Annotated in this window: 15 protein-coding genes and 1 pseudogene; 9 read left to right on the top strand and 7 right to left on the bottom strand. The window is 59.4% G+C overall.

The window, feature by feature from the left end; genetic code table 11:
- Positions 1–47: 47 nt before the first annotated feature.
- From AC2FNN_RS08670 to AC2FNN_RS08660, 3 genes are all read right to left on the bottom strand, one after another.
- Positions 48–1502, bottom strand: coding sequence for an NAD(P)(+) transhydrogenase (Re/Si-specific) subunit beta (locus tag AC2FNN_RS08670; protein ID WP_496757942.1), 1455 nt, complete (start codon positions 1500–1502; stop codon positions 48–50).
- A gap of 13 nt (positions 1503–1515) precedes the next feature.
- Positions 1516–3087 carry a Re/Si-specific NAD(P)(+) transhydrogenase subunit alpha gene (locus AC2FNN_RS08665; protein WP_496757941.1) on the bottom strand — a complete coding sequence of 524 codons (1572 nt, stop codon included), beginning with the start codon at positions 3085–3087 and terminating at the stop codon, positions 1516–1518.
- A 129-nt stretch (positions 3088–3216) separates the two neighbouring features.
- Positions 3217–3666, bottom strand: a complete 450-nt coding sequence (locus AC2FNN_RS08660; protein ID WP_496757939.1) for a methyltransferase family protein — start codon at positions 3664–3666, stop codon at positions 3217–3219.
- Positions 3667–3840: 174 nt separating this feature from the next.
- Between AC2FNN_RS08660 and kynU the strand changes: the two genes are divergently transcribed.
- Positions 3841–5034 carry a kynureninase gene (gene kynU, locus AC2FNN_RS08655; RefSeq protein WP_496757938.1) on the top strand — a complete coding sequence of 398 codons (1194 nt, stop codon included), beginning with the start codon at positions 3841–3843 and terminating at the stop codon, positions 5032–5034.
- On the opposite strand, the gene AC2FNN_RS08650 is transcribed toward kynU, so the two are convergent.
- Entirely contained in the window at positions 5027–5605 is a 579-nt protein-coding gene (locus AC2FNN_RS08650) for a TetR/AcrR family transcriptional regulator (protein WP_496757937.1), read from the bottom strand. The genes kynU and AC2FNN_RS08650 overlap by 8 nt on opposite strands.
- Positions 5606–5704: 99 nt before the next feature.
- On the opposite strand from AC2FNN_RS08650, the gene AC2FNN_RS08645 reads away from it, so the two are divergent.
- Positions 5705–6169 (top strand): (2Fe-2S)-binding protein, encoded by a 465-nt coding sequence (locus AC2FNN_RS08645; protein WP_171114974.1) that lies wholly within the window; start codon positions 5705–5707, stop codon positions 6167–6169.
- Positions 6170–6172: 3 nt separating this feature from the next.
- The gene (locus tag AC2FNN_RS08640; protein WP_496757935.1) at positions 6173–8413 is read left to right on the top strand and encodes a xanthine dehydrogenase family protein molybdopterin-binding subunit; all 2241 of its coding nucleotides are present in this window, start codon (positions 6173–6175) and stop codon (positions 8411–8413) included.
- A 45-nt stretch (positions 8414–8458) separates the two neighbouring features.
- On the opposite strand, the gene AC2FNN_RS08635 is transcribed toward AC2FNN_RS08640, so the two are convergent.
- The 3 genes from AC2FNN_RS08635 to AC2FNN_RS08625 all read right to left on the bottom strand — a co-directional run bounded on the left by AC2FNN_RS08635 (position 8459) and on the right by AC2FNN_RS08625 (position 12089).
- The gene (locus tag AC2FNN_RS08635) at positions 8459–9238 is read right to left on the bottom strand and encodes a gamma-glutamyl-gamma-aminobutyrate hydrolase family protein (protein ID WP_171631058.1); all 780 of its coding nucleotides are present in this window, start codon (positions 9236–9238) and stop codon (positions 8459–8461) included.
- Positions 9239–9456: 218 nt separating this feature from the next.
- Positions 9457–9882 (bottom strand): GlcG/HbpS family heme-binding protein, encoded by a 426-nt coding sequence (locus AC2FNN_RS08630; protein ID WP_496757934.1) that lies wholly within the window; start codon positions 9880–9882, stop codon positions 9457–9459.
- Between the two features lie 71 nt (positions 9883–9953).
- Positions 9954–12089 (bottom strand): malate synthase G, encoded by a 2136-nt coding sequence (locus AC2FNN_RS08625; RefSeq protein ID WP_496757933.1) that lies wholly within the window; start codon positions 12087–12089, stop codon positions 9954–9956.
- A gap of 206 nt (positions 12090–12295) precedes the next feature.
- Here AC2FNN_RS08625 and pepN point away from each other — a divergent pair, with 206 nt between their 5' ends.
- The 6 genes and pseudogenes from pepN to AC2FNN_RS08595 all read left to right on the top strand — a co-directional run.
- A complete protein-coding gene (gene pepN / locus AC2FNN_RS08620; protein WP_496757931.1) occupies positions 12296–14848 on the top strand; it encodes an aminopeptidase N in 2553 nt (850 codons plus the stop codon).
- Positions 14845–15273 carry a hypothetical protein gene (locus AC2FNN_RS08615; RefSeq protein WP_496757929.1) on the top strand — a complete coding sequence of 143 codons (429 nt, stop codon included), beginning with the start codon at positions 14845–14847 and terminating at the stop codon, positions 15271–15273. Before pepN ends, AC2FNN_RS08615 begins: the two co-directional genes overlap by 4 nt.
- Positions 15274–15402: 129 nt before the next feature.
- Positions 15403–16662 (top strand): hypothetical protein, encoded by a 1260-nt coding sequence (locus AC2FNN_RS08610; RefSeq protein WP_496757927.1) that lies wholly within the window; start codon positions 15403–15405, stop codon positions 16660–16662.
- An 81-nt stretch (positions 16663–16743) separates the two neighbouring features.
- Positions 16744–18255: an Asp-tRNA(Asn)/Glu-tRNA(Gln) amidotransferase subunit GatB gene (gatB, locus tag AC2FNN_RS08605; protein WP_496757925.1), complete on the top strand. Its 1512-nt coding sequence runs from the start codon at positions 16744–16746 to the stop codon at positions 18253–18255.
- A 147-nt stretch (positions 18256–18402) separates the two neighbouring features.
- The gene (gene pepT / locus AC2FNN_RS08600) at positions 18403–19659 is read left to right on the top strand and encodes a peptidase T (protein ID WP_496757923.1); all 1257 of its coding nucleotides are present in this window, start codon (positions 18403–18405) and stop codon (positions 19657–19659) included.
- An 80-nt stretch (positions 19660–19739) separates the two neighbouring features.
- Positions 19740–19910 (top strand): annotated as a pseudogene (locus AC2FNN_RS08595) (DUF4177 domain-containing protein); the annotation flags it as partial.

Raw genomic sequence — 19910 nt, 5'->3', positions numbered from 1 at the left:
AAAAGGGCGCCCAAAGGCGCCCTTTGCAATCGGATCCAACGCGACGATCAATCGATCATCGGCAGCAGCTTGTCCAGCGATGCCTTGGCGTCGCCATAGAACATCCGGGTGTTCTCTTTGAAGAACAGCGGGTTTTCGATGCCGGAATACCCGGTGCCCTGACCACGTTTCGAGACAAAGACCTGCTTGGCCTTCCAGCATTCCAGAACCGGCATGCCGGCGATTGGGCTGTTGGGATCTTCCTGAGCCGCAGGGTTCACGATATCGTTCGAGCCGATGACGATGGCCACATCCGTGTCCGGAAAGTCGTCGTTGATCTCGTCCATTTCCAGAACGATATCATACGGCACCTTCGCTTCGGCCAGCAAAACGTTCATGTGGCCCGGCAAGCGGCCCGCCACAGGGTGGATTGCGAAACGAACGTTCTTGCCCTTGGCCCGCAGCTTGCGAACCAGTTCGGAAACCGATTGCTGCGCCTGCGCCACGGCCATGCCATAGCCCGGAATGATGATCACGCTGTCCGCGTCGTTCAAAGCCGCAGCAACGCCATCGGCCTCGATGGCGATCTGTTCACCTTCAACGGCCATCTGTTCACCCTGCGGGCCACCAAAGCCGCCCAGGATCACGCTGACAAAGTGACGGTTCATCGCCTTACACATGATGTAGGACAGGATCGCACCGGACGAGCCCACCAGCGCACCGACCACGATCAGCAGGTCGTTGCCCAGCGAGAAGCCAATCGCCGCCGCGGCCCAGCCCGAATAGCTGTTCAGCATCGACACAACCACCGGCATGTCCGCGCCACCGATGCCCATGATCAGGTGATAACCAATGAACAGCGCGGCCAGGGTCATCAGGATCAGCGGCAGCAGCCCACCGGACGAGGTATACCAGATCAGGCAGATCAGCGAGAGACCCGCTGCCGCCGCGTTCAGCGCATGACCACCGGGCAGCTTTGTCGCCGCCGAGGTCACTTTGCCCGCCAACTTGCCATAGGCCACGACCGAACCGGTAAAGGTGATCGCACCGATAAAGATGCCCAGGAACAGTTCTACATGAAGGATTGCCAGCTCGGCCGGCGTCTTCTTGGCAATCAGTTTGGCAAAGGTGCCCAGATCATGCAGATCCGCCTCTTTCGCCGTATCCGCAATCGCCAGGACCTGCGCCACGTTGCCGATCTCAAAATGCGCATTGAAACCCACAAACACCGCGGCCAGACCGACCAGCGAATGCATCGCGGCCACAAGTTGCGGCATCTCGGTCATCTGGACGCGCTGCGCCACGTATTGACCGATCAAACCGCCGCCAATGATCAGCAGGATCGACAGAAGCCACAGGCCAGACCCGGGGCCAACCAGCGTGGCAAAAACCGCCAGCGCCATACCGACGATGCCATACCAGACCGCGCGCTTGGCGCTTTCCTGGTTCGACAAACCACCAAGCGAAAGGATGAAAAGGACAGCCGCAACAACATAGGCGGCAGTAGTGAAGCCATAATCCATGTGCCCGGCCTCCTTAAGATTTCTGGAACATGGCGAGCATGCGCCGGGTTACGAGGAAACCGCCGAAGATGTTGATCCCGGCCATGAAGACGGACAGTGCCGCCAGCAGAATAACCAGGAACGACCCCGATCCGATCTGCATCAGGGCCCCGACAATGATGATCGACGAGATCGCGTTGGTGATCGCCATCAACGGAGTGTGCAGGCTGTGTGCGACGTTCCAGATCACCTGGAAGCCCACAAAGATGGCCAGCACAAAGACGATGAAGTGCTGCATGAAACTGGCCGGAGCGATCAGCCCAACCAGCAGCATCAGCACGCCACCAACACCCAGCAGGGTGAACTGCTGCTTGGTCTGCGCCTTGAAGGCCGCAATTTCCTGCGCCTTCTTCTCTTCCGGGGTCAGTTCCTTGACCTCGGGCTTTTTCTGCGCCGCGATTGCCTGCACCTTGGGTGGCGGCGGCGGGAAGGTGATCTCACCCTCATAGGTCACGGTCGCGCCGCGGATCACGTCATCTTCCATGTCGTGATTGATCTGGCCGTCCTTTTCAGGCGTCAGATCGGTCATCATGTGACGGATATTGGTCGCGTACAAAGACGAAGACTGCGCCGCCATCCGGCTGGGGAAGTCGGTATAGCCGATGATGGTCACGCCATTGTCGGTCACCACCTTTTCGTCCGGCACGGTACCTTCGACGTTCCCGCCGCGCTCGGCCGCAAGGTCAACGATGACCGAGCCCGGCTTCATTGCCTTGACCATGTCATCCAGCCACAGCTTTGGCGCCGGACGGTTGGGGATCAGCGCCGTGGTGATGACGATGTCCATTTCCGGCGCCAGCTCTCGAAACTTGGCCAGCTGCGCATTGCGGAACTCTTCTGACTGGACGGACGCATACCCACCGGTGGCCGCACCATCCTGCTGTTCTTCTTCGAAGTCCAGATAGACGAACTCTGCCCCCATCGATTCGACCTGTTCGGCCACTTCGGGGCGCACGTCGAACGCGTAGGTGATTGCACCCAGCGAGGTCGACGTCCCGATCGCGGCAAGCCCGGCAACACCGGCCCCGACGATCAGAACCTTTGCAGGCGGCACCTTGCCAGCCGCCGTCACCTGACCGGTGAAGAAACGACCAAAGTTGTTGCCCGCCTCGATAACGGCGCGGTAGCCGGCAATGTTGGCCATCGACGACAATGCGTCCATCTTCTGCGCGCGAGAAATACGCGGCACCATTTCCATGGCGATCACGTTTGCGCCCTTGGACTTGGCAAGGTCCATTCCTTCTTCGTTGGCGGCAGGATTGAAGAAGGAAATCAGCGTCTTACCCTTAGTCAGACGTTTCAGCTCCGTCTCGGTCGGGATACGAACCTTGGCGATGATATCTGCGGCTTTCCACAAGGATGCCGCGGTCTTGACAACTTCAACGCCCACGGCCTCGTACGCCGCGTCCGAAAAACCGGCGGCAGCACCTGCGCCTTTTTCGATCAGGCACTCATAGCCCAGTTTTTGCAGTTGCACGGCCGAGTCCGGTGTCATCGCGACCCGGTTCTCGCCGTCCAGTATTTCCTTTGGCGTGCCTATCTTCACTGGCAGTCCCCCTAATTCTTACTCGTTCTGAGCGGGTGATCGGTATTCTTTGTTAAGCAAAGATGTATCCTGCGCAACATTATTTCGCAAGCGCAGCATTTTTGACGTGATGTCATTGCAGAATCCACACTAGATCCAGCGCCGTGTCTTGCGTTCGTAGCGCGCGTAATCAGCGCGAAAGGTTCGACGCAGGCGGTCTTCTTCCGGCAGGATGAACCGACGCTCCAACACCCAGACGAAGACCGGCACAAGAACCAGTGACAAGACGGCATCAAACCGAAGGACAAGGCCCGCAAGAATCAGAACGTCGCCCACATAGATCGGATTGCGACTGCGCTTGTAGATGCCGGACTGCACCATCGACGACGGGGTTTCATGCGGGATGACGGTTGTTTTGTGACGGCGGAATTCGACCACCGCCAGGACAGCCATCAGGAGTCCACCTCCGATCAACACCCCGCTCAGAAGATCCGTCAAACCGCCCTCAAGCGACAGGCCCAGCTTCAGATACTTAGCCTGCAACCAGGCAAGAGCCGCAAAAGCAATCAACCAAACCGGCGGCACGTCCATCCAGCGCATGCAAAGCCCTCATTGAATGACGACAAGATCAAGCACATGTCGCTTCTGCGCGATGTCCTACCGCTTTTGGGCCAAAATGGCAAAAGACCAGTATGTCGCATCGCATGGACTCATTATCGAGGATCGACTACCTCAATAGCAATCACCGACGTTCACACGAGTTAGCGAGCCTTCATGACTGATTTTGCAGCAACCAAAGCCATGTTCGAACTGCCCGAGGGCGTCATCTATCTGGATGGCAATTCTCTGGGCCCCCTGCCGAAATCGGCAGGTGCACGAGTGCAACGGATGCTGACGGACGAATGGGGCCAGATGCTGATCACCGGATGGAACAAGGCTGGTTGGATGGGCCTGCCCACCGCGCTTGGTGACCGGATTGGCCGCCTGATCGGAGCAGAGCCCGGCAGTGTGGTGACCGGAGATACCTTGTCGATCAAGGTCTATCAGGCCGTGGCCTCGGCCCTTGAACTGAATCCGGATCGCAAAGTGGTTCTGTCTGATAACGGCAACTTTCCTTCGGACCTGTACATGGCGGATGGCTTGCTGCGCTCGCTTGGGGACGAGTATGAGTTGCGCGTCGTTGATCCCGAAGCCGTGGCAAGCGCAATCACCGAAGAGGTCGCTGTTCTTATGTTGACCGAGGTGGATTACCGCTCGGGCCGGATGCACAACATGAAGGCGCTGACCGAACTGGCGCATGCCAACGGCGTTGTAACAGTCTGGGATCTGGCCCATTCCGCGGGGGCCATCCCTGTGGACCTTTCAGGATGCAACGCCGACTTCGCGGTCGGGTGTACGTACAAATACCTCAACGGGGGCCCCGGCGCACCGGCCTTCATCTATGTCGCGCCAAGGTTGGCGGAACACGCCCGCCCCGCCCTGTCCGGATGGCTGGGGCACGAAGCCCCGTTTGCCTTTGATCTCGACTACCGCCCCGGCAGCGGTATTGAACGGATGCGGGTGGGAACGCCCCCCATCATCCAGATGACGGCCTTGTCGGCTGCGATGGACATCTGGGATTTGGCGGACATGACCGACGTCCGGGCCAAATCGATTGAACTGACCGAGCTTTTCATAGAACGCGTCGAGGCAACCTGCCCGGATCTGCAACTGGCCAGCCCCCGTGATCCGCAGCAGCGTGGCAGCCAGATCTCGTTCCGTTTCAAGGACGGGTATGCCGCCATGCAGGCCCTGATCGCCCGTGGCGTGATCGGAGATTTTCGAGCACCCGACATAATGCGGTTCGGCTTTACACCTTTGTATATCGACGAAGGCGATGTCGAACGCGCCGTCGGGATAATGGCCGATATCATGCAGAACCGCCTGTGGGACACGCCCGAATACAGGATCCGTCAGCGCGTTACCTGACTTCGAGTCCGGCGCCGAAAAGGGCCGCGACCTGTGCGACCTGCTGTTCATAGACCTCGGCGCCGGCGCCAATCAGCTTCAGCCCCTTGAGCGTGGCCGTGATCGTCCGACCAGTCTCTGCCGCATCAGCCAGCAGGCGAACCCGGCCCGCCTTTTCCTGTTGCGTCAGCCAGTCCGCATAGAGCGCGGCCAGCTTGGCCTCACCCGCCGCGATGATTTCCGCAGACAGGGATTTTGTGTTGTCGAGCATTTCAAGCCCGTGGGGCGAGGCCAGAATTTTTGCCATCCCCTCGGTCTGCGCTTGGATCGCGCGGGTCAGAACCTCGGGAACCGCCCCCTGCGTCGCCAGCGCTTCGGCCACCGCAACGCTTTTTTCGGCATAGTACAGCTCAGTCAACTTGCTGACGATCGCCTCTTTGTTCTTGTAGTGCAGATACACCGCCGGCCGGGACATCCCCGCGCCGCGCGCGATGTCGTCCATCGAGGTCTTTCGGTATCCATAAGTGGAAAAGGCCTGAAACGCCGAGTTCAGGATCGCCTGTTGCCTTGAGCCGTCACCATTGTCTTTCATATTCAAAGCCCTGACATTTTTTGTTCAATTTGTCAATTGACATCCTGACACTTTTCTACAATTATGTCAGAAACCAGCCACAGCAACACGAGGTGCGCCATGGCGACGACCCTGAAGATCAACGGCAAGCAACATCAGGTGGATCTGCCTGATGACGTCCCCCTTCTTTGGGTTCTGCGGGATGAGGTCGGCCTGACCGGCACCAAGTTCGGCTGCGGTGTGGCCGCATGCGGGGCCTGCACCGTGCATATCGATGGCGAGGCTGTGCGCTCGTGCCAGGTGGCGCTTTCGGATGTCTGGGGTGACGTGACCACGATCGAAGGGCTCGGCTCGCCGGACGCGCTGGCCACGATCCAACAGGCCTGGATCGATCATCAGGTCGCGCAGTGCGGATACTGCCAGTCGGGCCAGATCATGCAGGCCGCGGCATTGCTGGCGGAAAACCCGGACCCTTCTGACGCAGACATCGACGAAGCGATGCAGGGCAACCTGTGCCGCTGCGGCACCTATCCCCTTATCCGCGCAGCAATCCATGACGCGGCATCCAAGCTGAAGGAGGCGTAAGCAATGGCTTCCGTTGGAAAAATTCTCCGCCGTACGTTCCTGATCGGCTCTGCCGCGATCGTTGGCGGCGTGGCCTTCGGGGCCTATTACGTGACCCGCCCCGCGGCCAACCCCTTGAAACCCCGCGAAGGAGAGGCGGCGCTGAACCCGTTTGTGCTGATTGACCAGAACGGCGTCACCTTGTTCGCGCCCCGCGCGGAAATGGGTCAGGGCGTCCGAACCACATGGGCCGCGCTGATCGCCGAAGAACTGGATGTCGATCTGGATCAGATCACCGTTCTGCACGGTCCCGCTGCGGCGGCCTATTACAACTCGGCCCTTGTGGGCGAAGGGTTGCCGAACAAGGGGTACGACATCTCGAATTTCCAGCACAATCTGGGCGAGGCGCTGGGTGTTCTGGGCAAGACGCTCAGCCTGCAAGTCACGGGTGGCTCGACCTCGATGAAAGATGGGTTCGACCGGATGCGGCAAGCCGGTGCTTCGGCCCGTGAAACACTCAAACGCGCTGCCGCAGACCGGTTGGGTGTCGACCCCTCGGAACTGAAAACGGCGTCAGGCCATGTCATTGCCCCCAACGGCGACAAGATCGCCTATTCAATGCTTGCCGAGGATGCAGCCGGGCTGGAACCCGTTGAGGTGCCGTTGCGAGACCCGTCCCAATGGCGCTATCTGGGCCAAAGCCAACCGCGTCTCGACATGGTGGGCAAGGCGACGGGCACCGCTGAATTTGGCGTCGATGTCCGCCTGCCCGGCATGAAATTCGCCAGCGTCCGAATGAATCCCAAACTGGGCGGCGCGATGAACGGCTTTGACGACAGCGCCGCAAGATCCATGCCCGGGGTTGAAAAGGTTGTCGATCTGGGCACAGGCGTGGCCGTGATCGCAAGCAACACATGGTTGGCTAATCAGGCAGTCGAGGCCATCGACGTTGACTGGGGCGACGCGCCCTATCCGCCGGAAACCGAAGGCATCTTTGCCAGGATCGCCGAGGCGTTTGAAGACGCACCGAACTCGACCATGCGCGACGACGGCGATGTCAGCGCAAGCCCGGAAAACGCCACTGAAATCACCGCCGAGTATCGCGTGCCCTATCTGGCCCATGCAACGATGGAGCCAATGAATGCCACTGCGCTCTATACCGGGAATGCGTTGGAACTTTGGTGCGGCAACCAGGCCCCGACCCTGATTCAGTTCCGCGTCGCCAACACTGCCGGGCTGGATACCGAAGCCGTCCAAATCCACACCACCTATCTGGGAGGCGGGTTTGGTCGCCGGGGCGAACTGGATTTCGGCGAAATCGCAACCAGGGTTGCCATGGCCATGCCCGGCACACCGGTTCAGACGACCTGGAGCCGCGAAGAGGACATGCGTCACGACTATTTCCGCCCCGGCGCCATCGCCCGGATGCGCGGCGCGGTTCAGGACGGCAAGGCCGTGCTCTTTGACGGGAAGGTCGCGGCCCAATCTCCGACCCAACAGGCGGTCGAGCGCTACACCGGGTTCCCCGGCGGAGGACCCGACAAAGTGCTGGTCGAAGGTTTCTTCAATCAGCCCTACGCGGTGCCCAATTACCGCATGTGCGGCCACATTGCTGATTTGGCAGTCCCCGTGGGCTTCTGGCGCTCGGTCGGCAACAGCCATAACGGCTTTTTTCATGAGACATTCATGGATGAGATGGCCCATGCCGCAGGCCGTGATCCGCTGGAGTTCCGGCTGGAGCTGATGAGGAACGAACACGCGCCGTCGGCGGGATGTTTGGAAGCCGTGAAGGAAATGTCAGGCTGGACGGGTCAGACGATCGAAGGTGTGGGCCGGGGCGTGGCCTTCACATACAGCTTCGGCACCCCGGTGGCTCAGGTCATCGAAGTGGTCGACGAAGACGGCACCATCCGCATCAGCAAGGCCTGGATTGCCTGCGACATGGGGCTGGCGCTGGACCCGGAAAACGTCAAGGCGCAGATGTTCGGCGGCATGATGTACGGCCTGTCTGCCGCATGTTTCGGCGAGATCACCTTTGCGGAAGGCGAAGCAGAGCAGTTCAACTTCCCCGACTATGACGCGATGCGGATGCACACAGCCCCGCAGGTCGAGGTGCGCGTGCTGGAAACCAATCGGCATATGGGCGGTGCGGGCGAGCCCGGAACACCGCCTTCGATGCCGGCACTCGGCAATGCGCTTTTCGACCTGACGGGCAAACGCGCCCGTTCCCTTCCGCTGATCAATCAGTTCAACCTGCTGGTCTGACCGCGCGGCACCGGCCCGATTTCCCCCTCGTCGGGCCGCTGTCATTCAGGCAGATTTTTGAACTGCCTGATGAACCGTTCCGGCGGCCCATCCACGCACCGCATCGCCGAAGGCTTCGAACAGGGGGCGCGAGACCGGGTCATTGATCGCGTCCCATTCCGGGTGCCATTGAACCGACAGGGTAAAGCCGGGCGCATCCTTGATATAGATCGCCTCGGGCGTCCCGTCCGGTGCATGGCCATCAATGACCACGCGCTGTCCAATCGTTTTGATGCCCTGACCGTGCAAGGTGTTTGTCATGACCTCGGTTGCGCCGAACAGTTTGTGGAAAACACCGCCGTTTTCCAGTGTCACCACATGGCGCAGAGCAAACTTTTCCTCCAGGGTTCCATCGGGCGGCATCCGGTGGTTCATCCGCCCCGGCAGATCGCGTATCTCGGGGTAAAGCGTTCCGCCCATGGCCACGTTAACTTCCTGAAACCCCCGGCAGATGCCCAAAAACGGCTGTCCCCTTTCAACGCAGGCGCGAACCAGCGGCAGTGTTATGGCGTCTCGTGCCCGGTCGAATTCGCCGTGCGCATCGGTTGCAGGTTCCCCGTATTCTTCCGGGTGCACGTTCGGGCGACCGCCCGTCAGCAGAAAGCCGTCGCAGACTTCCAGCAACTCATCGACCGACACGTAACGCGGATCTGCGGGTATCAACAACGGAAGACATCCTGACACGTTGGCCACGGCATCCGAATTCATCGTTCCCCCAGCATGTGTGGGGTATTGGTCGTTCATGAGATACGAGTTGCCGATGATACCGACGACAGGCCGAGACATTCCGCTTTCCCTGCTGTTGTTGTGCCTGTCAAGGAAGCTAGCGGCAGCGGTTTTAACCTGCAAGAATACACGCCCTGCATGAAAGCGCAGGGACGTGTTCGAAGACGCACTGAACGTTCTGATCCGCTCTTATTAATTGGAAACATTTTCCAAGAAGCAGCCAAGCGAGGGATAATTTCCTCGCTTGGCCGGAAAGACGCATAAATTCAACGCTCTTGTCAAATCTCACCGATCAGGCCGGCTGCCTCAATTCCCGCCATTGCGGCCAGCGCATCATTGTCTGATGTGTCGCCGGTAACTCCGACGGCGCCGATCACGGCCCCCTTGCGATCACGCAACAGCACGCCACCCGGAACAGGCACGACCTGACCACCATAGACGCCATTCACAGAGGCCATGAAATAGGCCTGTGTTTCAGCGCGCTGCATCTGCGCAGTGCCCGCCATTCCCAGCATGACCGACCCATAGGCCTTGCCCTGTGCGATCCCGAACCGGCCCGGTGCTGCACCATCTTCGCGCTCGAACGCAATGACATGCCCACCGGCATCCAGAACCACGACTGAGAGCGGCTTCAACTCCATCTCTTGGCCCTTTTCCAGGGTTTTGCGGATGATGGTGCGGGCCTTGCGTAGGGAAACTGACATCTGAAGGTCCTCTCGTCAGATTGAAGTTCGACAAAGCCCGCAAACGATTGCTCTGTGGGCTTTTGTCGGTGTTATCTTTGGCTGGCTTTCAATTCCAGACGGCGCGCATGCAGGACCGGCTCGGTATAGCCCGAAGGCTGAACCCGACCCTTGAACACCAGATCACATGCGGCCTGAAAGGCGATCCCGTCAAATCCCGGCGTCACCGGGGTGTAATTCGGATCGTCTTCATTCTGGCGATCCACGACGGCGGCCATTTTTTGCAGTGCGGCCATGACCTGGGCTTCATCCACAATGCTGTGATGCAGCCAGTTGGCCAGTGCCTGCGACGAAATCCGGCACGTCGCTCGGTCTTCCATCAGGCCGACATCGTTGATGTCGGGCACCTTGGAGCAGCCCACACCCTGATCGACCCAACGCACGACATAGCCCAGAATACCCTGCGCATTGTTTTCAAGTTCACGCGCAATTTCCTCGTCACTCAGATTGCGCCCAGCCAGCAAGGGGATGGTCAACAGATCCTTCAACGTGCCACGTGCACCGCCTGCGGCCAGCTCGTCCTGACGGGCCAGCACATCGACCTTGTGGTAATGCGTTGCGTGCAGGGTCGCGGCCGTGGGCGACGGCACCCAGGCACATGTCGCTCCGGCCATCGGGTGGCCGATCTTGGCCTCAAGCATATCGCCCATACGATCCGGCATGGCCCACATGCCCTTGCCGATCTGTGCCTTGCCCTTCAGACCACAAGCCAGACCAATATCGACATTGCGATCTTCATAGGCCGCAATCCATGGCGTATTCTTGATGTCGCCCTTGGGCAGCATCGGACCGGCCTCCATCGAAGTGTGTATTTCATCGCCGGTCCGGTCCAGGAAACCCGTATTGATAAAGGCGACGCGTGATTTTGCGGCGCGAATGCACTCTTTGAGGTTGACCGAGGTGCGGCGTTCCTCATCCATGATGCCCAGCTTCACAGTGTTGCGCGGCAGGCCCAGAATGTCTTCGACAATGTCGAAAATCTCGACCGAGAACGCAACTTCCTCGGGCCCGTGCATCTTGGGCTTCACCACATAGACAGAGCCCTCGACAGAATTGCCCCCGTCTAGCTTCAGGTCGTGCATGGCAATCAGGGTGGTGCACAGAGCATCCATCAACCCTTCGCCGATCTCGCGCCCTTCTGCGTCAAGTACGGCAGGGTTGGTCATCAGGTGACCCACGTTGCGCACCAGCATCAAGGACCGGCCTTTCAGCTTGGCCTGATCACCCGACGGAGAGGTAAAGCTCAGGTCCTCGGCCAGTTTTCGAGTGAATGTGGCACCGCCCTTGGTGACCTCTTCGGTCAGGTCGCCTTTCATGAGGCCCAACCAGTTGCCATAGGCCACGACCTTGTCGGCTGCATCGACGCAGGCAACCGAGTCTTCGCAATCCATGATGGTGGACAGCGCGGATTCCAGTCGGACATCTGCAATGCCTGCGGGATCGGTCGCGCCAATGTTGCTTGCGGGGTCGATCATGATCTGGATGTGCAGACCGTTGTTTTTCAACAGCACAAAGTCAGGCTTGTCCGCCGAACCGCCAAACCCGGCAAATTGGGCGGAATCGCCCAGCGCAGGGGTCAACGCACCGTTGGTGATGCCCAGTTCGGTGACATCCGCCCATGATCCCGACGCCAGAGGCACAGCATCATCCAGAAACGCCTTGGCCCATGCGATCACCCGCGCGCCGCGCGCCGCATCATAACCACCGCTTGCCGGCAGATCCCCCATTGCATCCGTTCCGTAAAGCGCATCATACAGGCTGCCCCAGCGCGCGTTGGCCGCGTTCAGGGCAAAGCGTGCGTTGGTAATCGGAACAACCAGTTGCGGACCTGGGGTCAGGGCGATTTCGGGGTCGACATTGGCCGTTTCAATCTCGAACTCATCGCCTTCTTCGACCAGATACCCGATCTCTTTCAGGAAAACCTCATATTCAGCGGCATTGGTGTTCTGCCCCTTTCGGGACATGTGCCACCCATCGATGCGGCTTTGGATCTCGGCCCGTTTGGCCAGCAGCTCACGGTTTTTCGGCCCCAGTTCGTTCACCATCCGCGCCATGCCGGCCCAGAACTTCTGCGAAGAGACGCCCGTGCCCGGTAGCGCCTGCGTCTCGATGAACTCAGCCAAAACCGGATCGATTTGCAGTCCGCTCAGGGTCCGTCTGTCCGTCATATTCCTGCTCTCCTGCGATTGTGCGCCATTGTATGCACTGTGACTTAGGCGGAAAGTTTCCGATAGGCAACTTTGATCCCGTCAATTGGGGCATTCACTTCGGCTTGAAGCTGTTTCAAAAACCTCAAGACAATGGCAGGGCCGGTTGCAGCACCAGAACGAAGCCCCTAACGTCGCGCCAGTCCCGAACAGATACGAGGCCCAAGATGCGCGACGCTGCCCCCACCACGATCTACCTGAAAGACTACACACCGTTTGGCTATCTGGTGGACAGCGTGCACCTGACCTTTGATCTGGACGCGCACGCCACGCGCGTCACCTCGCGCATTGCGTTCCGGCCCAATCCTGATGCCACTGACCGCACCTTTTTTCTGCACGGGGAAGAACTGAAATTGATTCGCGCCGCCATTGACGGGGCCGAGATCACGCCGGACGTGACCGACAAAGGGCTAACCGCGGATGTCCCCGACGCGCCGTTCCCGTGGGAAGCCGAGGTTGAAATCGACCCCGGCAACAACACTGCGCTGGAAGGTCTGTACATGTCGAACGGCATGTACTGCACCCAGTGCGAGGCCGAGGGATTCCGCAAGATCACCTTCTATCCCGACCGGCCGGACGTGATGTCCACCTTCACCGTTCGGATCAACGGCGACCTGCCGGTTCTGCTGTCGAACGGCAACCCGTCGGGCAAGGGCGAAGGCTGGGCCGAATGGGTCGATCCATGGCCCAAACCCGCCTATCTATTCGCTCTGGTTGCAGGCGACCTGATCGCACATCCCGGTCAGTTCACCACCAATTCGGGCCGCAAGGTGGAATTGAACCTGTGGGTTCGACCCGGTGATGAGGGCAAATGCGCCTTTGGCATGGAGGCGTTGAAGAAGTCGATGAAATGGGACGAGGACGTCTATGGCCGTGAATACGATCTGGACGTCTTCAACATCGTGGCCGTTGATGACTTCAACATGGGCGCGATGGAAAACAAGGGGCTGAACATCTTCAACTCGTCGGCTGTTCTGGCCAGTCCTGAAACCTCGACCGACGCCAATTTCGAACGGATCGAGGCGATCATCGCACATGAGTATTTCCACAACTGGACCGGCAACCGCATCACCTGCCGCGACTGGTTCCAGCTGTGCCTCAAGGAAGGTCTGACAGTATTCCGGGATGCGCAATTTACCTCGGACATGCGCTCGGCCCCGGTGAAACGCATCCACGATGCCATAGACCTGCGTGCCCGGCAGTTCCCCGAGGACAACGGTCCGTTGTCGCACCCTGTGCGCCCAGAAAGCTTTCAGGAGATCAACAACTTCTACACCGCCACCGTCTATGAGAAGGGCGCCGAGGTCATCGGCATGCTGAAACGGTTGGTCGGGGATGAGGCCTATGCCAAGGCGCTTGATCTGTATTTTGAACGCCATGATGGTCAGGCCTGCACGATCGAAGACTGGCTAAAGGTTTTCGAAGACACCACAGGGCGCGATCTGACACAATTCAAACGTTGGTACAGCCAGTCGGGCACACCACGCGTCAGGGTTAAGGAAGACTGGGCCGATGGCACCTATACACTTACGCTGAAACAGCGAACCGACCCCACGCCGGGACAGGAGGAGAAATTGCCTCAGGTCATCCCGGTTGCAGTTGGCCTGCTTGGGGCCAATGGCGATGAGGTCCGCGCGACCGAAGTGCTGGAACTGACAGAGGCCGAACAGAGCTTTGCGTTCTCTGGCCTGGCGGCGAAACCCACAGCCTCGATCCTGCGCGATTTTTCGGCACCTGTTATTCTGGAACATGACCAGTCGAACGCGGAACGCGCATTTCTTCTGGCGCATGATACGGACCCGTTCAACCGTTGGCAGGCAGGACGGGATCTGGCGCAGGACACCCTGTTGCGGATGATCCTTCAGGATGCGGCACCGGATACCGATTACCTTGACGGATTGTTGACTGTGCTGCGCAATGACGAACTGGACCCGGCCTATCGTGCGTTGATGCTGGGATTGCCGACACAATCGGAATTGGCAGCGTCCCTGCACGACCGTGGCCACACGCCCGACCCAATGGCGATCTGGACTGCAGTGGAAACGCTGCGGCAGGCAACAGCCCAGAACGTACAGGATTTACTGCCCCGCCTGCACAGTGAGGCTTTGGTGGACGAACCCTACAGCCCGGACGCCAAACAGTCCGGCAAACGGGCACTTGGCAGCGCCGCGCTGGCGCTGACCTCTCGCCTGGATGGTGGGGCGATGGCGGCTGAGGTGTATGACAAAGCCGACAACATGACATTGCAACTGACAGCGTTGTCTTGCCTTTTACGCGCCCGCAAGGGTGAGGCACAGCTGGATGCCTTCTACGAACAATGGCAGCACGACCGGCTGGTCATGGACAAATGGTTTGGCCTGCAAGTCGCGATGGCAGCACCCGAGGCGACACCCGCAATTGCCGCGACCCTGACCGAGCATTCCGATTTCAACTGGAAAAACCCGAACAGGTTCCGCGCTGTCATGGGGGCCTTGGCGATGAACCACGCAGGGTTCCACCAGCCGGATGGCGCCGGATACGCCCTGCTTGCAGACTGGCTGATCCGTCTGGACCCGGTGAACCCACAGACCACGGCCCGAATGTGCTCGGCGTTCCAGACCTGGAAACGGTATGATCCGGATCGTCAGACCCTGATGCGTGCGCAGCTTTCCCGCATCGCGGAAACACCGAACCTGTCGCGGGACACAACCGAAATGGTGTCCCGCATCCTCGGCGCATGACGCCTTACAGCTTTGCCCGCAGCAACCGGAATTTGCGAACGCTGGCCATCCTGGCCGGTGTTTATGCCGCGTTGCTGGCGCTGGTTGTCCTGTTTGACGCGGCCTGGTGGATCGCGGGGCTGCTGTCTCTGGCCACCCTGCCCGCACTTTGGGACGTGGTTCAGAACACCAGCGCGGGCATGCAATTGGATCAGAATGCGCTAAGCTGGTTCACGGGAAACCGGCAGGCAGAGGTCGCGCTGCGCAACATCGACCATTTCCGGTTTGACACCCGTTGGGATTTCTCGGTTCGAGTGTCGATTGTTTTGCATTCCGGCAAACGAATCCGTCTGCCGGATGAGTCGCTTCCGGCGCATCGGGATTTGGAAACCCTTCTGAATCAAGCCGGATTTCGCGTAGAACGGCATCATTTCACTGTTTTCTGAAACACTGGACACTTGAAGGGTGAATTGGACACAAAAAGAAGAAATTAATAGGCAAATTACTTGATTTGAACCCGATATCCCGCCAGACTTCGGTGTCAGTTATACGTTTTTACAGTTTTGAGTATCGCCATGTTTCGGTCGCTAAGGGCACTGTTCGCCCCATCCACAGCTACTCCTACAAATGCTTCAGCAGGCCTGTGCGCGACAAAATCCGCGCTTGCGGCCGCCTTGCCCGAGCAGGGTCAGCTGAATATTCCCGTCGCAAAATCCGACCGCGATGATCTGATCGGACATTCCACGATCGAACATGGCCGCTACCTCGCCCGGCAGGACCGCTGGACAGAGCTGTCGCAGGAAATGCGCGTGGCTGAACAGGATCGCGCCGCCGTTGCAGATGGTATGCCGGTGGCCGATCTGCTGGCGTTCGGTGCCAGATCGGACGTTGTTCTGGCCGCTGAACATGCGCTCTCGGATGGCGCGGCCATCTCGGATTACGACCTGTTGGGTGGCATCTCGGAACTTGAAGGCGAGATGGCGGACAACCCCGATGACCCGATGATCGCCACCGTCGTTGCCCTTGCCCATATCGATCTGGCTTGGGCATGGCGCGGAACGGCCTCGGACGCGACGCTGCCACCTTTGCACCGGTCACGCTGCGCCGCGCATTTCGACCGGGCCGCAGCAATCCTGCCCAAATGCAGGAAGGATGCCCCCGACAGCCCCCTGATTGCAGCGACCGGGTGTGCGCTGCTGGCTGGTCAGCGCAAATCCAACGCACGGGTGGCCGAAGAATATGAACGGCTGATTACGCTGGATCCATGCAATCAGCGCCACATGCGCGCGATGGGCAGCCACCTTCTGCCCCGGTGGTTCGGCAGCTACGAAGAGCTGGAGCTGCAAGCTTTGCGTACGGCCGCCAGGACACAGGATATCTGGGGCGCGGGCGGATACACTTGGGTTCAGTTCGACGCCATTGCATTGGACGAAGAGGCCTGTGCCCGCGTCGATATCGAGTATTTCCTTGAAGGTCTGCGTGATATCGTGCGTCTGCGGCCCGATCAGCAGATGATCAACATGCTGTCATCCTACTGCGCGATTACCGTCCAGAACGGATTTGGCTTGAACGATCAGGCCGACCTTGTCCGTTCGCAGATGCGCGACACGGCAAACCGGCTTATCCGCGATCATCTGACAGAGTTGCACCCGTTGATCTGGGCGCATGCGGCCAACGGTTTCAACAATTCCGTCCGCATAAACTCGCCCGAACGATTTGCGGCGCGCGGTCAGCGCGATGCCTTGCGCGCCATCTCGGATCTGTTCCGGGAAGAACTGCGCAGCGGCATGGATGTGACATTCACCCCTTCGGGCCTGCGGTTTTCCCAGAACTGAACACGTCAGGATTCCCCCTTGCCCCTAGGCCCTGCCGGGCCTAATACGCAGGCTTAGACTTCTGCGGAAATGAGGCGCGCCATGCTCGACCTGACATACGAAATGCCCAAACCCAAAACCATTGCCGGGGCCAAGCACGATTGGGAACTGGTCATCGGGATGGAGGTGCATGCTCAGGTCTCATCCAATGCCAAGCTGTTTTCGGGTGCATCCACCCAATTCGGGGCGGAACCGAACTCGAACGTGGCCTTTGTGGACGCGGCGATGCCGGGGATGCTGCCGGTGATCAACGAATATTGCGTTGAGCAGGCCGTGCGGACGGGGCTGGGCCTGAGGGCTGATATCAATCTGAAATCGGCCTTTGACCGCAAGAATTATTTCTACCCCGACCTGCCGCAAGGGTACCAGATTTCCCAGCTGTACCACCCGATCGTGGGTGAAGGCGAAGTGCTGGTCGAGATGGGAGACGGCACTGCGCGCATGGTTCGGATCGAGCGTATCCACATGGAGCAGGACGCGGGCAAGTCGATCCACGACATGGACCCGCATATGTCCTTTGTCGACCTGAACCGGACCGGTGTCTGCCTAATGGAGATCGTCAGCCGCCCTGATATTCGCGGCCCGGAAGAGGCCGCAGCCTATATCGCCAAGCTGCGCCAGATCATGCGTTACCTGGGCACCTGCGACGGCAACATGCAGAACGGCAACCTTCGGGCCGACGTGAACGTCTCGATCTGTTTGCCGGGTGCTTATGAGAAGTATCAGGAAACACAAGACTTTTCGCATCTGGGTACCCGCTGCGAGATCAAGAACATGAACTCAATGCGCTTTATCCAGCAAGCGATTGAGGTCGAAGCCCGCCGTCAGATCGCCATTGTCGAAGGTGGTGGCAAGGTCGAGCAGGAAACCCGTCTGTATGATCCGGACAAGGGCGAGACGCGCTCGATGCGGTCCAAGGAAGAAGCGCATGATTACCGCTATTTCCCCGATCCCGACCTGCTGCCTCTGGAAATCGAACAAGCGTGGATCGATGACATCGCCGCTAAGCTTCCGGAACTGCCCGACGAGAAAAAGGCACGCTTCATCAATGAGTTCGGCTTGACCGACTATGACGCTTCGGTGCTGACCGCCGAAGTGGAATCGGCGGCCTATTTCGAAGAGGTCGCGCAGGGCCGCAATGGCAAACTGGCCGCGAACTGGGTGATCAACGAGCTGTTCGGGCGTCTGAAAAAAGAAGACCACGACATCACCGACTCGCCGGTTTCCCCGGCGCAACTGGGTGGGATCATCGACCTGATTTCGTCTGATGCCATCTCGGGCAAGATCGCCAAGGACCTGTTTGAAATCGTCTATTCCGAAGGGGGTGACCCGGCGCAGATCGTCGAGGATCGCGGCATGAAACAGGTGACCGACACCGGCGCGATCGAGGCTGCACTGGACGAGATTATCGCCGCCAATCCTGCGCAGGTCGAGAAGGCCCAGGTGAACCCGAAACTGGCGGGCTGGTTCGTGGGTCAGGTCATGAAAGCCACCGGCGGCAAGGCGAACCCGAAGGCCGTCAACGAACTGGTCAGCAAAAAGCTGGGTTCGTAAACCTTTCGTTTTGTACAAGCCTGCCGGCAATCTTTGGCGGGTTTGTACAATCCGGTTTCTCACGAAATCTTAAGACTTGTGGTCAAGCCATCGGCTTGACTTCCTGCTGTTTGGGCCCTTTCCTCCGCCACAGAGAGGTGAGGTATTATGCAAAGCAGATTTGATCAGGAACTTGAAGACCGGCTGGTGCGCTATGCCGCCATTGACAGTCAAAGTGACGAGACATCCCCGACGACCCCGAGCACTCAGATCCAGTTCGACATGCTGAACCTGTTGCGCGACGAGTTGACCCAGATCGGCGCGCAGGATGTTGAGATGACGGGTGACAGTGTTGTCGTCGCGACCATTCCCGGAACGGCGCCGGGGCCGACCGTGGGCTTTCTGGCCCATGTCGATACGGCCCCTCAGTTCAACGCAACCGGCGTCAAGCCGCGGGTGATCAAGGGGTATAACGGTGGCGACATCACTTTTCCCGACAGCCCGGATCTGGTTCTTTCCCCGGAAGACAACCCCTATCTGGCCGAAAAGATCGGCCACGACCTGATCACCGCATCGGGCACAACCCTGCTGGGCGCGGACGACAAGGCCGGTGTATCGATCCTGATGACGATGGCGCGACACCTGATCGAAAATCAGGACATTCCACATGGCCCGATTCGTATCGCGTTTACTCCGGATGAAGAGATTGGCCGGGGTGTCACGGAACAACTGCCCACAGATCTGGGCGTGGATTTTGCCTATACGCTGGATGGGCAGCAAGTGGGTGAGATCGAGTATGAAAGTTTCTCGGCCGACCGCGCCGTGATCCGGATCGAGGGTGTTTCGATCCATCCCGGCCTGGCCAAGGAAAAGATGGTGAACGCCACGCATCTGGCGGCAAAGATCGTGCAGACATTGCCGCAGGCCACCATGACGCCGGAAACCACGGACGGGCGCGAAGGTTTCATCCATGTCACAGACATGAACGGCGGATCATCCGAGATGGAGATCAAGCTGATCCTGCGTGATTTCGAGATGGACGGGCTGGAGGCGCAACGAGACATCGTGCGGCAGGTCTGCGCCGCCGTGCAGGCCACGGAACCGCGCGCGACCATCACCTGCGACATCAGCCACCAGTACCGCAACATGCGGTATTGGCTGGAAAACGACATGACTCCGGTCGAGCTTGCGCGGGATGCGTGTCGCGAGTTGGGGGTTGAACCGCTGTCGGTACCGATCAGGGGCGGCACGGACGGATCCCGCCTGACCGAATTCGGCACCCCCTGCCCCAACATCTTCACCGGGATGCAGTGCGTTCACGGCCCGTTAGAATGGATTTCAGTGCAGGACATGGCGTTGGCGACGGAACTGTGCCTGTCGGTTGTGGCCAAGGCGGCACAGGCCGAAGCGAATGGTCAGAGCTGAAATCCGCCGGATGGGCAAGAGCCCTTTCACCCGGGGGGCAGCGTGTTAAGTTGGCGCGCAAACGCATTTAGGAACAGTAGATGAAGCGCTACGAATACAAGGTCATCCCCGCCCCGCAAAAAGGTGTCAAAACCAAAGGCGTGAAAACGGCCGAGGGCCGCTTTGCCGTCTCGGTCGAGCAACTGCTGAATCAGATGGGTCAGGATGGCTGGGAATACCAGCGGGCCGAGCTGCTGCCCAGCGAAGAACGC

The organism is Ruegeria sp. BHSA118 (assembly GCF_059613405.1).
Note: the sequence above shows the minus strand (reverse complement) of the source record. Positions and strands in the feature narration are given on the sequence as shown.

Coding starts and splice junctions, on each gene's coding strand:
- pepT (WP_496757923.1), top strand. CDS start 18,403: ATGCAAAGCAGATTTGATCAGGAACTTGAAGACCGGCTGGTGCGCTAT.
- AC2FNN_RS08660 (WP_496757939.1), bottom strand. CDS start 3,666: ATGCGCTGGATGGACGTGCCGCCGGTTTGGTTGATTGCTTTTGCGGCT.
- gatB (WP_496757925.1), top strand. CDS start 16,744: ATGCTCGACCTGACATACGAAATGCCCAAACCCAAAACCATTGCCGGG.
- pepN (WP_496757931.1), top strand. CDS start 12,296: ATGCGCGACGCTGCCCCCACCACGATCTACCTGAAAGACTACACACCG.
- AC2FNN_RS08630 (WP_496757934.1), bottom strand. CDS start 9,882: ATGTCAGTTTCCCTACGCAAGGCCCGCACCATCATCCGCAAAACCCTG.
- AC2FNN_RS08615 (WP_496757929.1), top strand. CDS start 14,845: ATGACGCCTTACAGCTTTGCCCGCAGCAACCGGAATTTGCGAACGCTG.
- AC2FNN_RS08625 (WP_496757933.1), bottom strand. CDS start 12,089: ATGACGGACAGACGGACCCTGAGCGGACTGCAAATCGATCCGGTTTTG.
- AC2FNN_RS08640 (WP_496757935.1), top strand. CDS start 6,173: ATGGCTTCCGTTGGAAAAATTCTCCGCCGTACGTTCCTGATCGGCTCT.
- AC2FNN_RS08670 (WP_496757942.1), bottom strand. CDS start 1,502: ATGGATTATGGCTTCACTACTGCCGCCTATGTTGTTGCGGCTGTCCTT.
- AC2FNN_RS08650 (WP_496757937.1), bottom strand. CDS start 5,605: ATGAAAGACAATGGTGACGGCTCAAGGCAACAGGCGATCCTGAACTCG.
- AC2FNN_RS08645 (WP_171114974.1), top strand. CDS start 5,705: ATGGCGACGACCCTGAAGATCAACGGCAAGCAACATCAGGTGGATCTG.
- kynU (WP_496757938.1), top strand. CDS start 3,841: ATGACTGATTTTGCAGCAACCAAAGCCATGTTCGAACTGCCCGAGGGC.
- AC2FNN_RS08610 (WP_496757927.1), top strand. CDS start 15,403: ATGTTTCGGTCGCTAAGGGCACTGTTCGCCCCATCCACAGCTACTCCT.
- AC2FNN_RS08635 (WP_171631058.1), bottom strand. CDS start 9,238: ATGTCTCGGCCTGTCGTCGGTATCATCGGCAACTCGTATCTCATGAAC.